Origin of the sequence: Variovorax sp. 160MFSha2.1 (assembly GCF_048305075.1) — a bacterium.
GTDB classification, from domain to species: Bacteria; Pseudomonadota; Gammaproteobacteria; order Burkholderiales; family Burkholderiaceae_C; genus Variovorax; species Variovorax guangxiensis.
On record NZ_CP157624.1, the window covers coordinates 2,529,199 to 2,550,743 of the forward strand.

Consider the following 21,545-nt stretch of genomic DNA (forward strand, 5'->3'; position numbering starts at 1 on the left):
AGGGCCATTGCCGAAATGCCCGATGCAGCCCGCCGATATACTTTTTGCCTCCATGCGCCGCTGGTTCCTCATCTTCATGCTCGTCCTGCTGCCGTTCCAGTTCAGCTGGGCGTCGGCATCGGCGTACTGCCAGCATGAGCGCGACACCCGGCCCGACCACTGGGGCCACCACGAAAGCGAAACCCGCGGCACCGACCGCAGCCACAGCGGCGAAGGTGCGCAGAAGAACTCCAGCACCCAGCCCAATGCGGTGGTCGGCGATTGCGCCGTCTGCCACTTCGGCCATGCCCAGCATGCCGATGCGCTGGACGAACCGGTGGCCTCCGTGGCGCGTGTGGCCCAGCCGCTGCGCGCGACGCCCGACGAGCGTTTCGCCTCGCATGTCTCCGACGTTCCGGTCCGCCCCGACTGGTCTCTCGCCTCCTGATTCGGCGAGAGCACACCACCCCCTTCTGATACCCACCATCAGCTAGCCGAGCTCTCGCCGAATTCGTCCGTCCGTTGTTTCGCAACCCAGGAGAATTCGATGCGCACGCTCTTCGTGCCGCTGGCCGTGCTGGCCATGGCGGCGCCCCCGGCTTTTTCGCAGGTCGCTCAGGCCTCCGCCGGAGTCCCCCATTCACAACCCGCGCCGTCCGGTGCGGCCAACACCCGTGTGCAGGAGCCCGCGGGTCCGCTGACCCTTCGCAGCGCCGTCGCCATGGCGATGCGGGCCAACCCCGGCCTGTCCTCCGCATTGCGCGAGCAGGAGGCCACCGAGGGCGCCGTCGTCCAGGCCGGCGCCTGGCCCAACCCCACGCTCGACGTGCAGTTGGAAGACATGCGTCGCGACAACCGCACCACCACGCTGCAGCTGAGCCAGCCCATTGAGCTGGGCGGCAAGCGCTCGGCCCGCGTCACAGCGGCCGAGCGGGCGCGCGACCAGGCGGCCTCGGCGCTGGCTGGGCGCCGCGCCGAGATCCGCGCGGCCACTGTCACAGCCTTCTTCGACGTGCTGACCGCGCAGGAGCGCCTGCGGCTCGCGCAGGATTCGGTGGGCCTCGCGCAGACCGCCACCCGCGCTGCCGCCAACCGCGTGGCTGCCGGCAAGGTCTCGCCGCTGGAGGAAACCAAGGCGCGCGTGGCCGAGGCCGGCATCCGCGTCGAGCTGATGCAGGCCGAGGGCACGCTGCGCTCGGCACGCCAGCAGCTCGCAGCGCTGTGGGGTAATCCCGCCCCCCGCTTCACGCAGGTGGATGGCGCGGTCGACCAGCTGCCGGCGATAGCTTCGGCGCAGGACATCGCCGGCAGGCTCGCCGATGCACCGGTGGTGCGGCAGGCGCGGCTCGAGGTCGATCGGCGCAAGGCGCTGGCCGACCTGGAGCGCGCCAGGCGCATTCCCGACGTGACCGTCTCGCTGGGCGCCAAGCGCGTGCCGGCTTCCGAGGGCGAGACCGGCAGCAGCCGGCGCAACCAGGTGGTGCTGGGGCTGTCGGTGCCGCTGCCGATCTTCGACACCAACCGGGGCAACGTCGCCGAGGCGCTGAGCCGCGAGGAAAAGGCACGCGACGACCTCGCCGCCGCCGAGTTGCAGCTGGGCACCGACGTGGCCCAGGCCACCGAGCGCCTGCGCTCCGCGCACGCCACCGCCGAGACGCTGCAGCGCGACGCGCTGCCCGGCGCCGAGAGCGCCTACAAGGCCGCCACCAAGGGCTTCGAGCTGGGCAAGTTCAGCTTTCTCGAAGCGCTGGATGCGCAGCGCACGCTGTTCCAGGTGCGCGCGCAGTACCTGCTCGCCCTGGCCGACGCGCACCGCGCCGCGGGAGAGCTCGACCGGCTGCTGGGCAATGAAGGCGACGCGACCGCTCCCGCGATGACCACGCCCGTCGCGCGCTGACAGGCAAACAAGGAATTCCACAGATCATGAACACAGAAGAACGCAAGACTTTCGCCGAGCGTGTCGGCAAGAAGCAGCTGATCGCCATCGCGGCGGTGCTCGTGCTGGGCGCGGGTGCCGGGGCGCTGATATTGCGCAGCGCGCCAGCCAAGCCCGAGGCGGCCGGCCATTCGGAAGCCGCCGGCCATGGCGACGGCGAGCACCACGAGGAGGGCGGCCACAAGGAAGAGGGCCACAAGGAGGCCAAGGCCGGCGAAGACCATGACCACAACCACGGCGAGGCCAAGGGCCACGGCGACAAGGAGCATCACGCCGAGGAAGGCAAGGGCGAGGCCAAGGCAGCCTCCGGCGAAACCAGAGGCGAAGAGAAGTCCGCCGCCCACAAGGAAGACGAGGAAAAGATCGCCTTCACCGACGAGCAGATCAAGGCTGCCGACATCGCCATCGAGAGCGCCGGCCCCGCGCGCATCAAGCTGTCGCTGCAGCTGCCCGGCGAGATCAAGTTCAACGAAGACCGCACGGCGCATGTGGTGCCGCGCGTGGCGGGCGTGGTCGACAGCGTGCCGGCCAACCTGGGCCAGGAGGTCAAGCGCGGCGAGGTGCTCGCGGTGCTGTCGAGCCCGGGGCTCTCTGAGCAGCGCAGCGAGCTGCAGTCGGCGCAGCGCCGGCTGGAGCTGGCCCGCACGACGTATGAGCGCGAGAAGAAGCTGTGGGAGGAGAAGATCTCGCCGCAGCAGGACTACCTGCAGGCCGAGCAGGCCATGCAGGAGGCGCGCATCGCCGTGGCCAACGCCAACCAGAAGCTGCTGGCGCTGGGCGCCACGCCCGGCTCGTCGGCGCTGGGCCGCTACGAGCTGCGCGCGCCCTTCGACGGCATGGTGGTCGAGAAGCACATCTCGCTCGGCGAATCGGTGGGCGAGGCGGTCAACGTCTTCACCATCTCCGACCTGTCGACCGTGTGGGCCGAGATCAGCGTGGCCGCCAGCAACCTGAACCTGGTGCGCGTCGGCGAGCAGGTGAAGATCCGCTCCAGCGCCTTCGACCAGACCGCGACCGGCAAGGTCTCGTACGTGGGCTCGCTGATCGGCGCGCAGACGCGCACCGCCACGGCGCGCGTCACGCTGACCAACCCCGACCGCATCTGGCGCCCGGGCCTCTTCGTGAATGTCGAGCTGGTGGCCTCCGAGACCGAGGCGCCCGTGACGGTCGCGGCCGACGCGGTGCAGACCGTGGAAGACAAGCCCACCGTGTTCCTGCGCGTGCCCGGCGGCTTCCTGCCGCAGCACGTGCAGACAGGCCGCAGCGACGGCAAGCGCGTCGAGATCGTCGGCGGGCTGAAGCCCGGTACGGCGTATGCGGCCAGCGGCAGCTTCGTCGTGAAGTCGCAGCAGGGCAAGAGCTCGGCCACGCACACCCACTGAGGAAGCCCGCATGTTCGAACGAATCATCCGCTTCTCCATCGAGCAGCGCTGGCTGGTGCTGCTCGCCGTGTTCGGCATGGCGGCGCTCGGCATCTTCAGCTACCAGAAGCTGCCTATCGACGCCGTGCCCGACATCACCAACGTGCAGGTGCAGATCAACACCGCCGCGCCCGGCTACTCCCCGCTGGAGACCGAGCAGCGCGTGACCTACCCGGTAGAGACAGTCATGGCCGGCCTGCCGGGCCTGCAGCAGACGCGCTCGCTCTCGCGCTACGGCCTCTCGCAAGTCACGGTGATCTTCAAGGACGGCACCGACATCTACTTCGCGCGCCAGCTCGTCAACGAGCGCATACAGTCCGCGCGCGAGAGCATGCCGCGCGGCATCTCGCCGGTGATAGGGCCGATTTCCACCGGCCTGGGCGAGATCTATCTCTGGACCGTCGAGGCGGAGGAGGGCGCGAAAAAGGCCGACGGCAAGCCGTATTCGCCCACCGACCTGCGCGAGATACAGGACTGGATCATCAAGCCGCAGCTGCGCAACGTGCCGGGCGTGACCGAGATCAACTCCATCGGCGGCTTCGCCAAGGAGTTCCAGATCGCGCCCGACCCGGCCAAGCTGCTGGCCCACGGCCTGACCATGGGCGATATCGTGCTCGCGCTGGAGCGCAACAACGCCAACGTGGGCGCGGGCTACATCGAGAAGCGCGGCGAGCAATACCTCATTCGCGCGCCGGGGCAGGTGAAGTCGGCCGAGGACATCGGCAATGTCATTCTGGGCAACGCCAACGGCATTCCGCTGCGCGTGCAGGACGTGGCCGAGGTCGGCATCGGCCGCGAACTGCGCACGGGTGCTGCCACCGACAACGGCCGCGAGGTGGTGCTGGGCACAGTGTTCATGCTGATCGGCGAGAACAGCCGCACGGTGTCGCAGGCCGTCGACAAGAAGATGCAGGAAATCAACCGCACGCTGCCCGCCGGCGTGAAGGCTGTGACGGTGTACGACCGCACGGTGCTGGTCGACAAGGCCATCGCCACGGTGAAGAAGAACCTGTTCGAGGGCGCGGTGCTGGTCATCGCGATCCTGTTCCTGTTCCTCGGCAACATCCGCGCCGCGATCATCACGGCGCTCGTCATTCCGCTGTCGATGCTCTTCACCTTCACCGGCATGGTGAACCAGAAGGTCAGCGCCAACCTCATGAGCCTGGGCGCGCTGGACTTCGGCATCATCATCGACGGAGCGGTGGTGATCGTGGAGAACTGCGTGCGAAGGCTGGCCCACGCGCAGGCCCACAAGGGCAGGCCGCTCACGCGCAGCGAGCGCTTCCACGAGGTGTTCGCAGCCTCGCAGGAGGCGCGGCGCGCGCTGCTGTTCGGCCAGCTGATCATCATGATCGTGTACCTGCCGATCTTTGCGCTCACGGGTGTCGAGGGCAAGCTGTTCCACCCGATGGCCTTCACCGTGGTGATCGCGCTGTTGGGCGCGATGGTTTTGTCGATCACCTTCATTCCCGCTGCCGTGGCGCTCTTCATCGGCAACAAGGTCAGCGAGAAGGAAAACCGCCTGATGCTGTGGGCCAAGCGAGTCTACGAGCCGCTGCTGGCGCGCGTGATGGCGGCCAAGCCGCTGGTCATCACCTTCGCCGCCGTTGCTGTGGTGCTGTCGGGCCTGCTGGCCACGCGCCTGGGCACGGAGTTCGTGCCCAGCCTGAGCGAGGGCGACTTCGCCATCCAGGCGCTGCGAATTCCGGGCACCAGCCTGACGCAGTCGGTCGAGATGCAGAAGCAGCTCGAGCGCACGCTGAAGGCGAAGTTTCCGGAGATCGAGCGCGTGTTCGCGCGCACCGGCACGGCCGAGATCGCGTCCGACCCGATGCCGCCGAACATCTCCGACGGCTACATCATGCTCAAGCCCGAGAGCGAGTGGCCCACGCCGAAGCGCTCGCGCGCCGAGGTGCTCGCGGCGGTGCAGGAAGAAGTGGAGAAGCTGCCGGGCAACAACTACGAGTTCTCGCAGCCCATCCAGCTTCGCTTCAACGAGCTGATCTCGGGCGTGCGCAGCGACGTGGCGGTGAAGATCTTCGGCGACGACATGGACGTGCTGAACAAGACCGCGGCAGAGGTCTCGGGCGTGCTCAACGGCATTGCCGGCGCGGCGGAGGTGAAGATCGAGCAGACCACCGGCTTGCCGATGCTCACGGTGAATATCGACCGCACCAAGACCGCACGCTACGGCCTCAACGTGGGCGACGTGCAGGACGCCATCTCCGCCGCCGTGGGCGGGCGCGAGGCGGGCACGCTGTTCGACGGCGACCGGCGCTTCGACATCATCGTGCGCCTGCCCGAGGAGCTGCGCACCGACCTTGAGGCCATCAAGCGCCTGCCCGTGGCCCTGCCCAAGGGCGCGGGCGCCGAGGGCCTGCGCACCAGCTTCATTCCGCTGGGCGAGGTGGCCACGCTGGATATCGCGCCCGGCCCCAACCAGGTGAGCCGCGAGGACGGCAAGCGCCGCATCGTGGTCAGCGCCAACGTGCGCGGGCGCGACCTCGGCTCCTTCGTGGCCGAGGCCGAGGAGGCGATGGGCAAGGTGAAGATCCCCACCGGCTACTGGACCGTGTGGGGCGGCCAGTACGAGAACCTCGCCTCGGCCACGCAGCGGCTGCAGATCGTGGTGCCGGTGTCGCTGCTCCTGGTGTTCACGCTGCTGTTCGCGATGTTCGGCAACATCAAGGACGGGCTGCTGGTGTTCACCGGCATCCCGTTCGCGCTCACGGGCGGCATCGTGGCGCTGTGGATGCGCGGCATTCCGCTGTCGATCTCGGCGGCGGTGGGCTTCATCGCGCTGTCGGGCGTGGCGGTGCTCAACGGGCTGGTGATGATCTCCTTCATCCGCAACCTGCGCGAGAGCGGACTGCCATTGGACGCGGCCATCCGCGAGGGTGCGCTCACTCGGCTGCGGCCGGTGCTGATGACGGCGCTGGTCGCCTCGCTGGGCTTCGTGCCGATGGCCATCGCCACAGGCACCGGCGCCGAGGTGCAGCGGCCGCTGGCCACGGTGGTGATCGGCGGTATCCTGTCGTCGACCGCGCTGACGCTGCTGGTGCTGCCGCTGCTCTACCGCATCGCCCACCGGCGCGACGAGGAAGAGGAGAAGGCGCAGCAACAGGCGATCGGCGCGCCGCCCGATCCTTCGGACCCTTCACTGCGAGGTTCCCATGGCACATGAGCATGCCCACGCCACCGGCGGCAACGAGAAGGCACTGCGCTGGGCGCTGCTGCTGACCTCGGCCTACCTCGTTGCCGAGGTGGTGGGCGGGCTGGTGTCGGGCAGCCTCGCGCTGCTGTCCGATGCCGCGCACATGTTCACCGACACGGTGGCGCTGGCGATCTCGCTGGCCGCCATCTGGATCGGCAAGCGGCCGGCCGACCGGCGGCGCACCTTCGGCTACTACCGCTTCGAGATCCTGGCGGCGGTGCTCAACGCGGTGCTGCTGTTCTTCGTGGCGATCTACGTGCTGTACGAGGCCTACCGGCGCATCTCGGCGCCGGCCGAGATCCAGTCGACCACGATGCTGCTGGTGGCCGCCGGCGGGCTGGTGGTCAACCTCATCGGCATGCGGCTGCTGGCCTCCGGCAAGGACCGGAGCCTCAACGTGAAGGGCGCGTACCTGGAGGTGTGGGCCGACATGCTGGGCTCCATCGGCGTGATCGTCGGCGCCATCGTCATTCGCTACACGGGCTGGGGCTGGGTCGACTCGGTGATCGCCGTGGCCATCGGCCTCTGGGTGCTGCCGCGCACCTGGCGCCTGCTGCGCGAGAGTCTCAACGTGCTGCTCGAAGGCGTGCCCGACGAGGTGGACCTGCCCGCGATCGAGAGCGCGCTGCTGGGCAGCGAGGGCGTCGCGAGCCTGCACGACCTGCACGTGTGGGCGCTGTCCAGCGGCAAGGTGAGCCTGAGCGTGCACGTGGTGTGCACGCCGGAGGTGGGCGACCTGGCGCCGCTCACGCAGCGGCTGCGCGCGATGCTGGCCGAGCGCTTCGATATCCACCATTCGACCGTGCAGGCTGAACGGGTGCCCTGCGAGCAGGCGGCCGACACGCACGGTTTCGGGGCGGTGAAGGGGCGGTGAGGGCCCAGAGCGGGGTTCGGGCCGATTTTTTTGGAAGAAAGAGCGATCCGGCTGTCACAAGCGCGTGCGGCCGGACGTCTTGCAGGCGAGGGCGGCCATCGGGGGCGCCCCTTCGCACTCCTCGCACTCTTTCTTGACCAAGGAATCGACCATGAAGATCGCCATCATCGGAGGCTCCGGCCTCATCGGCTCCAGGCTTGCCGCCCGCCTGCGGGAGGCCGGCCACGACGTCGTCGCCGCATCGCCCTCCACGGGCGTCAACACCCTCACCGGCGAGGGCCTGGACGAGGCGCTCGCGGGCGCCCGCGTCGTCGTCGACGTGGCGAATTCGCCCTCGTTCGAGGACCAGGCGGCGCTCGACTTCTTCGCGACCGCGGGGCGCAACCTGCTCGCGGCCGAGGTGAAGGCCGGCGTGGTGCATCACATCGCGCTGTCGGTGGTCGGCACCGCGCGCCTGCTCGACAGCGGCTACTTCCGCGCCAAGCAGCTCCAGGAAGACCTGATCGAGGCCTCGCCCGTGCCCTACACCATCGTGCAGGCCACGCAGTTCTTCGAGTTCGTGGGCGCCATCGCGGCGTCGGGCGTGCAGGACGGCGTGGCTCGGCTTTCGGACGCGCTCATCCAGCCGATGGCGGCCGACGACGTGGCGGCGGCGCTGGCCGAGGTCGTGACCGAGCTGCCGGCGCGCGGCCGGATCGAGATCGCCGGGCCCGAGGCCTTGCCGCTCGACGCGCTGGTGCGCCGCTTCTTCGCGGCGACGGGCGATGCCCGGAAGGTCGTGACCGACCCCGGCGCACGCTACTTCGGCGTGCAGCTCGACGACCGTTCGCTGACGCCCGGATCGAACCCGCGCCTGGGCGCGATCCGCTTCGACGAGTGGCTGGCGCGGCGCGCAGCGGCCTGAGCGAGGAGGAACACAGCCACCGGCCGTTTCAGCCTGCGGGGGACGGCTGTTGGACAATCGCGTCCGGACTACCTCCCCATGCACGCAGATCGATGAGCAGCCGCTACGACAACAAGTCTTTCACCCAGGCGAAGGCCGAGCCGCGCGCCCCGCAGCGCCGCAGGGTCCACGGCGGCTCGCCGGCGCAGCCGCCGATGGCCTTCGACGTGGGTTACGGCTCGGCACCTCCCGCCGCGCCGGCGCGGACCTGGCGCTCGACGGTGGTCGGCATCGCTATAGGCTTCGGCATCGTGCTCGCCTTCGCCATGAAGTGGCTCATGAGCTACCAGATCGATAGCGCCGAGGAACGGCGCGTTCAGCAGAAGGCCGTGCGCGCGGCCGCTGCGCGCTGCTACGGGCTGGTGTCGAACGCCGCCATCAACGCCTGCCTGAAGGACGTCGAGGCGAAGAGCGCGCAGGCGGCGCAATGAGCAACAGGCTCAGCGGGCTCGAATGGCCGACTTGGGCCTGAAGGCCTTGCAGACGGAATCGTCGGTCTCGAGATAGGGCCCACCGATCAGGTCGATGCAATAGGGCACGGCCGCGAAGATGCCCGGCACCACCTGCACGCCCTCGGTGTCCTTCAGCCCTTCGAGCGTTTCCGCGATCGACTTGGGCTGGCCGGGCAGGTTGATGATCAGGCTCTTGTCACGGATCACCGCCACCTGACGCGAGAGGATCGCGGTGGGTACGAAGCGCAGGCTGATCTGGCGCATCTGTTCGCCGAAGCCCGGCATTTCCTTGTGCGCTACGGCCAGCGTGGCCTCGGGCGTCACGTCGCGCAGGGCGGGGCCGGTGCCGCCGGTGGTCAGCACCAGCGAGCAGCCGGCGTCGACCAGCTCGATCAGCGTGGCGCTGATGCGGTCCGCCTCGTCGGGGATCAGCCGGGGTTCGAATTCGATGGGGTTCTTCAGCGCCCGGCCCAGCCATTCTTTCAGCGAGGGCAGGCCCTTGTCCTCGTAGGTGCCGCTGGAGGCGCGGTCGCTGACGGAGACGATGCCGATGCGCACCGGATCGAATGCAGCCTCGCTCATGCGTCTTCTTCCCGGTCCTGGGCTGCCGCTGCGGCGGCATGGTCGGCGCCGCCGTGCACGGCCAGCTGGGCGCGCACCACCTGGAACACCTCGCGATAGGCCTTGCCCTGGCGCGGCGCCTCGCCGGCGGGGCCGGCCTTCATGTCCTTGCGGGCCTGGCGCACCAGGGCGCGAAGCTGCTGGGCGTCGGTGGCGGGGTGGGTTTCGATCCAGCCGCCGAGGGCGTCGTCGTCGGCAATCAGCCTGTCGCGCCAGCGCTCGGCCTCGTGCAGGGCGGCGACTTCGGCGGCCGGCACGGTGTTCTGCTCTGCCAGGGCCCGCTTCACGGCCTCCAGCGCCTCGGGCTCCAGCTTGCGCATGAGCTTGCCGACGTACTGCATCTGGCGGCGCTTGCCCTCGAAATTGGTGATGCGCTTGGCTTCGGCGATGGCCTCGACCAGCTTCTCGTCGAGCTGGAGCGCGTCGAACAGGCCGGCGCGCAGGGTGAGCAGCTCGGCGCCCAGCTTCTGCAGCTCTTCGCTTTCGCGCTTCAGGTCGGTGCGGCTGGCGTCGTCGGAGCCCTTGAGCTCGCGCTTGAGTTCGAGGTCGAGCTCGCTGCCTTCGGCCACGAAATGGCCGCGGACGTAATAGCCTTTTTTGGGTTTGCGGGACATGGGATGGATTCTGGGCCGCGCCGCGAGGCGTTGCAACGCGTGCAATGCGCGGTGGGAAGCTGCTGAAAACGGGAAATGGGGGGCGCAAGTATCATAGCCACCACATGACGACATCCTCCTCGCGCGCCGATTCCGGCTTCGCCTACAGCCGCTCCTTCTTCGAAAACCTGGTCGACACCGCCCTGGCGCACGCCAAGCGGCTGGGTGCCACCGACGCCGGGGCCGAGGCCTCCGAGGGCTGCGGCCTGAGCGTCTCGGTGCGCAAGGGCGAACTGGAAAACGTCGAGCGCAACCGCGACAAGTCGCTGGGCGTCACGGTCTACGTGGGCCACCGCCGCGGCAATGCCAGCACCTCCGATTTCTCCGAGGCGGCCATCGCCCAGACGGTGCAGGCGGCCTACGACATCGCCCGCTTCACCGCCGAAGACCCCGTGAGCGGCCTGCCGGACGAGGAAGACATCGCCAAGGAGCACCCCGAGCTCGACCTGTTCCACCCCTGGGACGTGACCAGCGAGCAGGCCGCCAAGCTGGCCCTCGAATGCGAGGAAGCGGCCCTTTCGACCGACAAGCGCATCACCAACAGCGAGGGCGCGGGCGTCTCGGCCCAGCAGAGCCACTTCTTCAGCGCCCACACGCATGGCTTTCGCGGCGGTTATGCCAGCTCGCGGCACTCCATCTCGGTGGCGCCCATCGCCGGCAAGGGCGACGACATGCAGCGCGACGCCTGGTACAGCTCCATGCGCTCGGCCGACGAACTGGCCAGCCCGCAGGCCGTAGGCCGCTACGCCGCCGAACGCGCGCTCAGCCGCCTGAAGTCGCGCAAGATCAAGACCGTCGAATGCCCGGTGCTCTTCGAGTCGCCGCTGGCCGTGGGCCTGCTGGGCTCGCTGGTGCAGGCCGTGAGCGGCGGATCGCTGTATCGCAAGAGCACATTCCTGCTCGACTCGCTGGGCAAGCCCGTGCTGCCCGCGCACGTCGACGTGGCCGAAGACCCGCACCTGTTGCGCGGCAAGGGCAGCGCCCCCTTCGACGACGAAGGCGTGACCACCCGGGCGCGCAAGGTGGTCGATGCAGGCCGCCTCGAGGGCTACTTCCTCTCGACCTACTCGGCGCGCAAGCTGGGCATGAAGACCACCGGCAACGCCGGCGGCTCGCACAACCTGACGCTGAGCTCGCGCCTGACGAAGCACACCGACGACCTCGACGCCATGCTCGCCAAGCTGGGCACCGGCCTCTTCGTGATCGAGCTGATGGGGCAGGGCGTGAACTACGTGACCGGCGACTACTCGCGCGGCGCCAGCGGCTTCTGGGTGGAAAAGGGCAAGATCGCCTTCCCGGTGCAGGAGATCACGATCGCCGGCAACCTGAAGGACATGCTGCTGGGTATTGAAGCCATCGGGGCCGATGCCTACACTTTCGGCGCCAAGACCACGGGGTCGGTCCTGGTGAACCGCATGAAGGTCGCCGGCGCCTGAAGGCTGCGCCGCCGGCCTGCGCGCGAGGGCTAGTCGAACATGAGGCACAACGCAGCGCGAAAACCCGAACTCGAGCACGAACTGATGCGCGACCCGAGGCTCGGCTTCGAGCCGGCGGGCGGCAGTTCGGTGCGCTGCCTGCAGCACGGCGTGCCCTGGCCCTTCGACTGCTGGCACTACCACGACGAATACGAGCTGCAGTGCATCAACCGCAGCAGCGGCGATGCCTTCGTCGGCGACCACATCGGGCGCTTCGAGCCCGGCTACGTGGCGCTGGTGGGTGCCCGGCTGCCCCATACCTGGATCTCGCACGACGTGCCACCCGAGGGCATCGCCGAGCGCAGCATGGTCATCCACTTCCGCGACGAGCCGCTGCGCAAGGGCACGGACCTGTTCCCCGAGCTGAAGGCGGTGCTGCCGATGCTCGACCGGGCGAAGCTGGGCATCGAGTTCTTCGGCATCGGCGACCTCGTGCGCGAGCGCTTCCAGCGCGTGCAGGGGCAAGAGGGCATGGCGCGGCTGTCGGCCTTCATCGGACTGCTGCACGAGCTGGCCCGCTGGCCCGACTGGCGGCAGATTTCCAGCACTGCGGAGCCGGTGGCCGAGGATCCGAGCGTCAACACGCGCATGCGCCGAGTGCTCGACCACCTCGACCGGCACCTCACGGAAGAACTCTCTCTGCCGGCAGTGTGCGCCGTGGCCAACATGGCCGAGAGCAGCTTCTCGCGCTGGTTCCACAGGCACATGGGCGCCACCTTCACCGACTTCGTCACGCGGCTGCGCGTGGCCAAGGCCTGCGAGATGCTGCAGAAGTCGGACAGGCTGGTGAGCGACATCTGCTACGAGGTGGGCTTCGCGAACCTTGCGAACTTCAACCGCCGCTTCCTGCAGCTCAAGGGCATGACGCCCTCGGTCTACCGGCAGCAGGCGCAGGACCGCTTCGGGCTGCGCACCGCGCAGAACACGCCGCTGGTCACCACGGACTGAAGTCAGGCGGCCGTGTCTCGCGGCGTCAGGTGCCGGGTCAGCGCCCAGAACAGCAGCGCCGCGCCGCTGACAAGGGCTCCGGCCAGGCAGACGCCGTTCCAGCCCGCATGGGCGTACACCATCGTCGAAGCCATCGATCCAGTGGCGGAGCCGATGGAGTAGAAGATCATGTACCCGGCCGTCAGCCGGCTCTGCGCCTCGGGGCGCACGCGGTAGATCAGGCTCTGGTTGGCCACGTGCACCGACTGCAGGCCGAAGTCGATGACGATCACGCCCGCCACCATCGCCCAGATGGACCACGGCAGCATCGCGATGAGCCCCCACGACAACAGCATCGCGCTCAGGCCGATGCAGGTGGTGCGCTGCGCGCGGCCTCGGTCCGACTGGCGGCCCGCTCGCGCGGCACCTAGCGCCCCGGCCGCGCCTGCCAGCCCGAACAGGCCCACCTGCGTGTGCGAGAGCGAGAAGGGCGGTGCCGTGAGCGGCAGCACCATCGGCGTCAGCAGCATGGTGACGGACATGAAGATCAGCATCGCGAGCACGGCGCGGATGCGCAGCACCGGCTCCTGCGCGAAGAGCGCGAACACCGAGCGGATCAGCCGGGGGTACGAGATGCCCGGCGCGGGCCGCGTGCGCGCGGGCAGTACCATCCACAGCAGCCCGGCGACCACCAGCGTGGCCGCCGCCGAGGCCAGGTACACCGAGCGCCAGCCGAAGAGATCCGACAGCGTGCCCGAGACCGCCCGCGCCAGCAGGATGCCGATGATGATGCCGCTGGTGACGGTACCCACCACGCGGCCGCGCTCGCCTGGCGCGGCCATGCTCGCGGCGTAGGCGACCAGCACCTGCGTCACCACGGCCAGCACGCCCACGGCGGCCATCGCCGGCAGCAGCACCGACGCGCTGGGCGCCAGCGCCACGGCCAGCAGCGCGGCCACCGACAGCAGCGACTGCCCGACGATCAGCCGGCGGCGGTCGACGAGGTCGCCCAGCGGAACCACCAGCAGCAGCCCCAGCCCGTAGCCGATCTGCGTGATGGTGATGACGACGCCGACAGTGGCGGGCCGGATGCCGAAGGTGTGCGCCAGCGTGTCCAGCAGCGGCTGCGCGTAGTAGACGTTGGCCACAGCCAGACCGCAGGCGATGGCGAAGAGGAGCGCCAGTGCGCCCGATATCGACGGCGTGTCGCATGGGCGCGCGAAGGTGGCCTGGCATGGCGGCGTGGTGCTCATGATTGCTCTATTTGGTTTCAAATAAAAACTGAAATCGATTCTATCGATGAAGTTTTGAAATGCAACCAGGCGGGGTCGAAAGCCCTCGACTCCGGCAAAACCCCAAGCAGGCTGGTCATGAAAATACCAGTGCCCCGGCTCGCGTGTACGCGGCGCCGCGCCGCCGCTGCCTACGCTTCGTTCCACCTGTTTCCGCCGCGATCCGCCGGCAATTCGCGACAGGTTCAAAGGAGACAAAACGATGGCTGTTCAAGAAAACCGGCACCGGCTCAAGGGCTGCGCGATGCTGCTGGCGGCGCTGGCCGCATGGGGCGGCGCGGCCCAGGCCCAGCAGGTCTGCAAGGAGGACCTGCGCGTCCTGTCCCAGCCCCGCGACGGGCTGACCCTGCTCGAAAAGTACAAGGACGAGTTCAAGGCCCTGAGCGGCGCCTCGTTCAGCATCGACAACCTCAACGAGAACGACCGCCGCACCAAGACCCGCGCAGACGCCTCGACCGTGGGCAAGTACAACGTGTACTACGTCGACGAGGCCAATGTGCCGCTGTTCGCCCAGTCGAAGTGGATCGTGCCGCTGGCGAAGTACTACCCCGCCGACTACGACTACGCCGACTTCGACCCCGGCCGCCAGAAGGTCGCGACCTTCGACGGCCAGGTCTGGTTCGCGCCGCTCACCGGTGGCGGCGACCTGCTGGTCTACCGCAAGGACCTGCTGGAGAAGGCCGGCATCAAGCCCCCGACCACGCTGGAGGAATTCGCCGAGGCCGCGAAGAAGCTCAACGATCCGGCCAACGGCGTCTACGGCGTGGCGCTGCGCGGCCAGCGCGGCTCGGGCGCCAATGTGTGGCGCTGGATGCCTTTCTTCCGCGGCTATGGCGGCCAGTGGTTCGACGGCGACAAGCCCGTGTTCGACTCGCCCGCGGCCGTGAAGGCCACGCAGACCTATCTCGATCTCTTCAAGTACTCCGCGCCCGGCACCAAGACCGGCGGCTGGGACGAATCCACCGGCGCCTTCCTCGCAGGCAAGGTGGCGATGCTGATCGAGTCGACTCCGCTGGCCGGCAACGCGCTCGACCCGAAGATGTCGACCGTGATCGGCAAGGTCGCCTACCTGCCGCCGCCCACGCCGCTGACCGGCGGCGGCTACGGCCACGGCCTGGCCATCGGCGCCAAGGCCAACAAGACCGAGGAGGCCAAGAAGTGCGCCGGCCTCTTCGTCGCCTGGGCCACTTCTAAGAAGCAGGAGCAGCGCCGCCTCGCCGAAGGCCAGTTCGGCGAACTCAACCGCACCAGCGTGCTGGCCAGCCCCGAGTTCGCCAAGCGCTACGGCGCCGACCTCGGCAAGGCGCTGGCCGACACCGGCAAGGTCACGGCCGTGAACTTCTGGCAGGACCCGGCCTGGCCCGACCTCGGCGACCGCTGGGGGATCATCCTCGAAGAGCTGATCACCGGCTCGCGCACCGACATCAAGGGCGGGCTCGACGAACTCGACGCCTACGCGAAGCAACTGGTCGCGCGGCGCAAGAAGTAATGACGCTCAGGGAGAAGAAAAAGAAGACGGCGACGGCAACCCGGCTGCCGCTCGTCTTCATCGGGCCCGGCCTGCTGGTGCTTGCAGTGCTGGCGCTGGTGCCCACCCTTTTCGCGATCGGCATCTCGCTGCAGGACCGCGAGCTGGGCCAGGCCGACACCGCCTGGGTCTGGCTGTCGAACTACGTCCAGCTCTTTTCCGACCGGCGCTTCCTCAATTCGGTGCGCGTGTCGCTGGTGTGGGAGGTGCTGACCGTCAGCGCCACCATGGGCCTCGCGGTGCTGCTGGGCGTGCTGATGTTCCAGTGCACCACAGCGCGCTGGCGCAACGTGCTGTCGATGCTGTTCATCGTGCCCGTGCTGCTGCCGCGCGTGTCGGCGGCCTTCGTGTGGAAGTTCGCCTTCCACCCGCTGTTCGGACTGCTGACCTGGCCGTACAAGGCCGTCACCGGAGAACCGCTGGACCTGCTCGCCAGCCCGGTGACCGCGCTGCTGACCGTGGCCTTCGTCGACGTGTGGCAGTGGGGCCTGTTCTTCGCAGTCATCGTGCTGAAGCTGCTCGAAACCCTGCCGCCGCAGCCCTTCGAGGCCGCGCGCATGGACCACGCGAAGACCTGGGAGGTGTACGCCTACGTGGCTCTGCCGATGCTCAAGGCGCCGCTGGTCAGCCTGTGCTTCGTGAAGATGGTGGAGTCGCTGCGCGCCTTCGACCTGATCTACGTGATGACCCGCGGCGGCCCCGGCATCTCGACCGAGACGCTGGACATGTACGCCTTCTCGCAGGGCTTCATCGAGTCGGGCCGCATCTCGTACGCCTCGGGCATGGCGGTGCTGATGATGATCGCCTCGACCGTGGCCTTCACCTACATCTGGAAATGGACGCGGCCGAAATGAGCGCATCCCCCAACAGGAAAATGAAGAAGCTGTCCCTCGGCACGCTGCTCGCGCGGCTGGTGCTGGTCCTGGCCGGGCTCTCGGCGCTGGTGCCGGTGCTGTGGACCTTTCTCAACTCGTTCAAGAACCGGGTCGACATCGTCTCGGCCGTGCCCAAGTTCTTCTTCACGCCCACCCTGGAGAACTACGTCTACGTGCTGAGCCGCGAGGCGGTGACGCAGGGGCTGCTCAACTCCGTCGTGGTGGTGGGCGCGGCGGTGATCGCGGGCGCGGTGCTCGGGCTGCCTGCGGCCTACGCGCTCGCGCGCTATCCGCTGCGCTGGGCGAACGACATCCAGTTCTTCGTGCTCTCGATGCGCTTCCTGCCGCCGGTGGCGGTGGCCATTCCGCTGATGGTGATCTGGCTGCAGCTGGAGTTGTACGACACGCGCATCGCGCTCGTCGTCACCTACACGCTGCTCACGCTCTCCACCGTGATCTGGCTCGCCATTCCCGCCTTCAAGGCGGTACCGAAGGAAGTGGAGGAGGCCGGCCGCGTCGACGGCTACGGCCCCTACGCGATCTTCTTCAAGGTGGCGCTGCCGATCGCCGCGCGCTCGCTGATCGGCGCCATCGCCTTCGGCTTCGTGCTGGTGTGGAACGAGTTCCTCATCGCGCTGATGCTCACCACTTCGGATGCGAAGACGCTGCCCATCGTGGCCTCCGAGCTGAGCCAGCTCGGGCGCGACGTGCCCTGGGGCATCCTGAATGCCTCCGTCATCCTGCTGTCGCTGCCGCCGCTGCTCATGGTCGGCGTGCTCAGCGGCTTCCTCAACGCGGCGTTCAAGCGCAAGCGCGACGCGGCATGAGCCCCGGCGTGCATCACGGCGCACAACCCATTTCCCTGAAGAACGACATGTCCGCAATCAGCTGTCACAACATCATCAAGCGCTACGGCGACACGCAGGTCGTCCACCAGTTCGACCTCGACGTGTCCGACAACGAGTTCGTCGTGTTCCTCGGCCCCTCGGGCTGCGGCAAGTCGACCATCCTGCGCATGCTCGCGGGCCTGGAAGACATCTCCGGCGGCGACCTCATGATCGGCGGCCAGCGGGTGAACGACCTGCCGCCGCAGGAGCGCGGCATCGCGATGGTGTTCCAGAACTACGCGCTCTATCCGCACATGAGCGTGCGCGACAACATCGCCTTCGGCCTCAAGCGGCTGAAGGTGCCGAAGGCGGAGATCGACGCGCGCATCAAGGAGGTGTCGGACACGCTGGGGCTGGAGCGCTACCTGCAGCGCAAGCCCACGGAACTCTCGGGCGGGCAGCAGCAGCGCGTGGCGATCGCGCGGGCGATGATCAAGACGCCGAAGGTGTTTCTCTTCGACGAGCCGCTGTCGAATCTCGACGCCAAGCTGCGCAACCACATGCGCATCGAGATCGCCCGCCTGCACCAGGCGCTGAAGACCACCACCGTCTACGTGACCCACGACCAGCACGAGGCGATGACGCTGGCCGACCGCATCGTGCTGCTGCGAGACGGGCGCATCGAGCAGGTCGGTTCGCCGCGCGAGATCTTCGAGCGGCCGCGCTCGGCCTTCGTGGCAGGTTTCATCGGCACGCCGCCGATGAATCTGGTGGAGATGGATGTGCGCGACGACGGGGTGGCCACCGGAACCATCGAACTCGCTGGCCTCGAAGGCACCGTGTGGGTGGACGCGCACCGCTTCGCGCTCGAAGGCCGCAAGCGCGTCACGCTCGGCGTGCGGCCCGCGCACCTGCACCCCGACGCCAGCGAAGGGCAGGGTGGCGGCTTCCACGGCGAGGTGCAGCTCATCGAGTACCTCGGCAACGAGGTGCTGGTGAGCTTCGGACAGGGCGACGGCGAGATCGCCGCGCTCATGCCCTCCGCGCAGTGCCCGGGGCTGCGCGAGCGCGTGCGCTTCGTGGCCGACCCGGCGCAGGTGCACCTCTTCGACATCGACTCCGGCGCCTCGCTGCTGCGCGCCGGCACCTCATTGCATTGACCGACGACACACAGACAACACCCATTCAAGGACTCGAATACATGAAAGCACTGGTTCTGGAAAAGGCGCACGAGCTCAGGCTGCGCGACGTCGAACTGCCCCTGGACATGGGGCCGCGCGACGTGAAGATCCGCATGCACACCGTGGGCGTGTGCGGCAGCGACGTGCACTACTACCAGCACGGCGGCATCGGCCCCTACGTGGTGGAGGACCCGATGGTCCTCGGCCACGAAGCCTCGGGCACCGTGGTCGAGGTGGGCGCCGAGGTCACGAACCTCAAGCCCGGCGACCGCGTGTGCATGGAGCCCGGCATCCCGGCGGCCGATTCGCGCGCCACGCTGGAAGGCATCTACAACCTCGACCCGGCCGTGCGCTTCTGGGCCACGCCGCCCATCCACGGCTGCCTCACGCCCTACGTGGTGCACCCGGCGGCCTTCACCTTCCGGCTGCCTGACAACGTGAGCTTCGGCGAGGGCGCTATCGTCGAGCCGCTGTCGATCGGCCTGCAGGCCGCGAAGAAGGCGGCGCTGAAGCCGGGCGACGTGGCCGTGGTCGTCGGCGCCGGCACCATCGGCGCGATGACGGCGCTGGCGGCGCTCGCGGGCGGCGCGGCGCGCGTGATCCTCGCGGACCTCGTGCCCGAGAAGCTGGCGCTCTTCGACAGCAACCCGGCGGTGACGACCGTCGACGTGCGCGGCGCCGACCTCGCCGGGGCCGTGAAGTCGCTCACCGACGGCTGGGGCGCCAACGTGGTCTTCGAGGCCAGCGGCAGCGCACGCGCCTTCGAGGGCATCGTCGACCTGCTGTGCCCCGGCGGCTGCCTGGTGCTGGTGGGCATGCCCGGCGGCAAGGTGCCGATGGACATCGTCGCGATCCAGTCGAAGGAAGTTCGCATCGAGTCGGTGTTCCGCTACGCCAACATCTTCCCGCGCGCGCTGGCGCTGATCGCCTCGGGGCAGGTCGACGTCAAGCCCTTCATCTCGCGCACCTTCGCGTTCACCGATGGCGTGCGGGCCTTCGAGGAAGCGGCGGCGGGGCGCGCGGGCGACGTGAAGATCCAGATCGAGTTTCCGCAGGGCGCAGAAGCCTGACGCATTCCTGAAGCCCCGTTCCGGCAGCCGCCGGGGCAAGGGGAAATGCCGGGGGGCGGGGCGCGCATGCGCGGCTACAGTGGCCGGGTTTTGCCACCCGGAGACCGCGAGCCGATGCCCCTGCAGTTTCGCAACGTAGTCCTCACAGGCGCCTGCGGCGGCCTGGGCCAGGCGCTTGCACGCGAGCTGATCGAAGAAGGAGCGCAGGTTGCGCTGGCAGGGCTCGATGCCGGAAAACTGGAAGCACTGGCCGCGCTGGCACCCGGGCGCTGCGCGGTCTACACGCCCGACGTGTCGAACGGGCCGCAGATGCAGGCCCTGGCCGTCGACTGGATGGCCAGGGCCGGCGTGCCCGACCTGGTGATCGCCAATGCCGGCGTCGCCGGCGGCTACAACACCGCCCAGGCCGACGACCTGGCCGTGTTCCGCCGCATGCTCGAAATCAACCTGCTGGGCGCGGCCACCACCTTCCAGCCTTTCGTCGCCGCGATGTGCGCGCAGCGGCGCGGCGCGCTCGTCGGCATGGCCAGCATCGCCGGCTGGCGCGGCATGCCGGGCAACGGCGCGTACTGCGCGAGCAAGGCCGGCCTGATCCGCTACCTTGAAAGCCTGCGCGCCGAGTTGCGAGAGACGGGGCTCACGGTGCACACGGTCAGCCCGGGCTACATCCGCACCGCGCTCACCGCCGGCAACCGCTTTGCGATGCCGGGGCTGCTCGAAGCCGACGATGCCGCGCACCGGCTGCTGGCGGCCGTGGCGGCTGGGCGCGAGAAGATCGTGCTGCCGCGCCGCATCGGCTGGCTGTCGAAGGCGCTCGACCTGCTGCCGGAGAAACTGCACGACCGCCTGCTGCGCGGCCAGCCGCGCAAGCCGCGCGTGGGCGAGGCGGGCGCCACTGCAATTCCCGGACTTCCCAAGGAGCCTCCGACCCGATGACGCCGCCGAACGACGCCGTACCCACCCACGAACAGATCGCGCTGATCGGCGCCGGCCCCTCCGGCCTTGCCGGCGCACGCAACCTGCAGAAGCACGGCGTGCCGTTCCAGGGCTTCGAGGCGCATGGCGACGTGGGCGGGCTGTGGGACATCTCCAACCCGCGCTCCACGGTCTATCACTCCGCGCACCTGATCTCGAGCAAGCGCACCACCGAGTTCAGCGAGTTCCCGATGGCCGACACGGTGGCCGACTACCCGAGCCACCGCGAACTGCGCCGCTACTTCAGCGACTTCGCCGACCGCTTCGGGCTGCGCGAGCACTTCCGCTTCAACACGCGCGTGCTGCGCGTCGAGCCGGTGAGCGATTCGCCCGGCACGCACTGGCTCGTGACCGCCGAGGATGCCGAAGGCACCATCGAGACGGCCGAGTACAGGGGCGTGGTCATCGCCAACGGCACGCTCGCCGAGCCCAAGCGGCCCAGCTTCGACGGCCACTTCGACGGCGAGCTGCTGCACACCAGCGACTACAAGCACCCCGAGCTCTTCAAGGACAAGCGCGTGCTGATCGTCGGCGCGGGCAACTCGGGCTGCGACATCGCGGTCGATGCCGTGCACTACGCGAGGAGCGTCGACATCTCTGTGCGGCGCGGCTACTACTTCGTGCCCAAGTACGTGTTCGGCAAGCCGGCCGACACGCTGGGCGGCAAGCGCCCGCTGCCGCCATGGCTCAAGCAGCGCATCGACTCGACGGTGCTCAAGTGGTTCACCGGCGATCCGGTGCGCTTCGGCTTCCCGAAGCCCGACTACCGGATGTACGAGTCGCACCCCATCGTGAACTCGCTGGTGCTGCACCACGTGGGCCACGGCGACATCGGCGTGCGCGCCGACATCGCGCGGCTCGACGGGCATACGGTGCACTTCAAGGACGGCGGCGCGCGCGACTACGACCTGATCCTCGCTGCCACCGGCTACGCGCTGCACTACCCGTTCATCGACCGCGAGCTGCTGAACTGGCAGGGCATGGCGCCGCGGCTGTACCTGAACATCTTCTCGCCGCGCTTCGAGAACATCGCGGTGCTCGGGATGATCGAGGCCAGCGGCATCGGCTGGCAGGGCCGCTACGAGCAGGCCGAACTGGTGGCGCGCTACTTTCGCGCGCAGGCGGGCGATTCGCCGAAGGCAGCCGCCTTGCGGGCCGCTGCGCAGGGGCCGGCGCCCGACCTGTCGGGCGGCTTCAAGTACCTGCAGCTGGAGCGCATGGCGTATTACGTGCACAAGGACACCTATCGCGCGGCCGTGCGCAATGCCGCCGCTGCGCTGGCCGATCCCACCTGAAGAAAAA

General features: G+C 68.7%; 19 protein-coding genes. 16 read left to right on the forward strand and 3 right to left on the reverse strand.

Annotated features, from left to right (window positions below; genetic code table 11):
* The first annotated feature begins 52 nt into the window (after positions 1–52).
* The 7 genes from czcI to ABL838_RS11295 all read left to right on the forward strand — a co-directional run bounded on the left by czcI (position 53) and on the right by ABL838_RS11295 (position 8,798).
* A complete protein-coding gene (gene czcI / locus ABL838_RS11265; RefSeq protein ID WP_418125366.1) occupies positions 53–427 on the forward strand; it encodes a cation efflux protein, CzcI family in 375 nt (124 codons plus the stop codon).
* A 99-nt stretch (positions 428–526) separates the two neighbouring features.
* On the forward strand, positions 527–1,876 hold the full coding sequence (locus ABL838_RS11270) for a TolC family protein (RefSeq protein WP_418125367.1): 1,350 nt from the start codon (positions 527–529) through the stop codon (positions 1,874–1,876).
* Between the two features lie 26 nt (positions 1,877–1,902).
* Positions 1,903–3,297 carry an efflux RND transporter periplasmic adaptor subunit gene (locus ABL838_RS11275; RefSeq protein WP_418125368.1) on the forward strand — a complete coding sequence of 465 codons (1,395 nt, stop codon included), beginning with the start codon at positions 1,903–1,905 and terminating at the stop codon, positions 3,295–3,297.
* A gap of 10 nt (positions 3,298–3,307) precedes the next feature.
* Positions 3,308–6,520 carry a CusA/CzcA family heavy metal efflux RND transporter gene (locus ABL838_RS11280; RefSeq protein ID WP_418125369.1) on the forward strand — a complete coding sequence of 1,071 codons (3,213 nt, stop codon included), beginning with the start codon at positions 3,308–3,310 and terminating at the stop codon, positions 6,518–6,520.
* On the forward strand, positions 6,510–7,424 hold the full coding sequence (locus ABL838_RS11285) for a cation diffusion facilitator family transporter (RefSeq protein WP_418125370.1): 915 nt from the start codon (positions 6,510–6,512) through the stop codon (positions 7,422–7,424). The genes ABL838_RS11280 and ABL838_RS11285 overlap by 11 nt, the downstream gene beginning before the upstream one ends.
* Before the next feature lie 151 nt (positions 7,425–7,575).
* Entirely contained in the window at positions 7,576–8,328 is a 753-nt protein-coding gene (locus ABL838_RS11290; protein ID WP_418125371.1) for an SDR family oxidoreductase, read from the forward strand.
* A 92-nt stretch (positions 8,329–8,420) separates the two neighbouring features.
* On the forward strand, positions 8,421–8,798 hold the full coding sequence (locus tag ABL838_RS11295; RefSeq protein WP_184636467.1) for a hypothetical protein: 378 nt from the start codon (positions 8,421–8,423) through the stop codon (positions 8,796–8,798).
* A 9-nt stretch (positions 8,799–8,807) separates the two neighbouring features.
* Here the strand turns inward: ABL838_RS11295 and mog are convergent, their stop codons facing one another.
* Both mog and yjgA read right to left on the reverse strand, forming a co-directional pair.
* The gene (gene mog, locus ABL838_RS11300) at positions 8,808–9,377 is read right to left on the reverse strand and encodes a molybdopterin adenylyltransferase (protein WP_418125856.1); all 570 of its coding nucleotides are present in this window, start codon (positions 9,375–9,377) and stop codon (positions 8,808–8,810) included.
* Between the two features lie 20 nt (positions 9,378–9,397).
* Positions 9,398–10,054 (reverse strand): ribosome biogenesis factor YjgA, encoded by a 657-nt coding sequence (yjgA, locus tag ABL838_RS11305; protein WP_369658669.1) that lies wholly within the window; start codon positions 10,052–10,054, stop codon positions 9,398–9,400.
* 104 nt (positions 10,055–10,158) lie between these two features.
* Between yjgA and pmbA the strand changes: the two genes are divergently transcribed.
* Together pmbA and ABL838_RS11315 are read left to right on the forward strand one after the other, a co-directional pair.
* Entirely contained in the window at positions 10,159–11,529 is a 1,371-nt protein-coding gene (gene pmbA, locus ABL838_RS11310) for a metalloprotease PmbA (RefSeq protein WP_369658668.1), read from the forward strand.
* Positions 11,530–11,568: 39 nt separating this feature from the next.
* A complete protein-coding gene (locus ABL838_RS11315) occupies positions 11,569–12,516 on the forward strand; it encodes a helix-turn-helix domain-containing protein (protein WP_418125372.1) in 948 nt (315 codons plus the stop codon).
* A 2-nt stretch (positions 12,517–12,518) separates the two neighbouring features.
* On the opposite strand, the gene ABL838_RS11320 is transcribed toward ABL838_RS11315, so the two are convergent.
* Complete coding sequence (locus ABL838_RS11320) at positions 12,519–13,748, reverse strand: MFS transporter (RefSeq protein ID WP_418125373.1); 1,230 nt, start codon at positions 13,746–13,748, stop codon at positions 12,519–12,521.
* A gap of 241 nt (positions 13,749–13,989) precedes the next feature.
* On the opposite strand from ABL838_RS11320, the gene ABL838_RS11325 reads away from it, so the two are divergent.
* The 7 genes from ABL838_RS11325 to ABL838_RS11355 all read left to right on the forward strand — a co-directional run bounded on the left by ABL838_RS11325 (position 13,990) and on the right by ABL838_RS11355 (position 21,538).
* Positions 13,990–15,276: an ABC transporter substrate-binding protein gene (locus ABL838_RS11325; protein WP_418125374.1), complete on the forward strand. Its 1,287-nt coding sequence runs from the start codon at positions 13,990–13,992 to the stop codon at positions 15,274–15,276.
* Complete coding sequence (locus ABL838_RS11330) at positions 15,276–16,169, forward strand: carbohydrate ABC transporter permease (RefSeq protein WP_126018218.1); 894 nt, start codon at positions 15,276–15,278, stop codon at positions 16,167–16,169. The genes ABL838_RS11325 and ABL838_RS11330 overlap by 1 nt, the downstream gene beginning before the upstream one ends.
* A gap of 20 nt (positions 16,170–16,189) precedes the next feature.
* Positions 16,190–17,017, forward strand: a complete 828-nt coding sequence (locus ABL838_RS11335) for a carbohydrate ABC transporter permease (protein WP_418125375.1) — start codon at positions 16,190–16,192, stop codon at positions 17,015–17,017.
* 47 nt (positions 17,018–17,064) lie between these two features.
* Positions 17,065–18,177, forward strand: coding sequence for an ABC transporter ATP-binding protein (locus ABL838_RS11340; RefSeq protein WP_418125376.1), 1,113 nt, complete (start codon positions 17,065–17,067; stop codon positions 18,175–18,177).
* A 41-nt stretch (positions 18,178–18,218) separates the two neighbouring features.
* Positions 18,219–19,268 (forward strand): NAD(P)-dependent alcohol dehydrogenase, encoded by a 1,050-nt coding sequence (locus ABL838_RS11345; protein WP_418125377.1) that lies wholly within the window; start codon positions 18,219–18,221, stop codon positions 19,266–19,268.
* A 114-nt stretch (positions 19,269–19,382) separates the two neighbouring features.
* Positions 19,383–20,204: an SDR family oxidoreductase gene (locus tag ABL838_RS11350; RefSeq protein WP_418125378.1), complete on the forward strand. Its 822-nt coding sequence runs from the start codon at positions 19,383–19,385 to the stop codon at positions 20,202–20,204.
* Positions 20,201–21,538 (forward strand): flavin-containing monooxygenase, encoded by a 1,338-nt coding sequence (locus tag ABL838_RS11355; protein ID WP_418125379.1) that lies wholly within the window; start codon positions 20,201–20,203, stop codon positions 21,536–21,538. Before ABL838_RS11350 ends, ABL838_RS11355 begins: the two co-directional genes overlap by 4 nt.
* Positions 21,539–21,545: the final 7 nt, after the last annotated feature.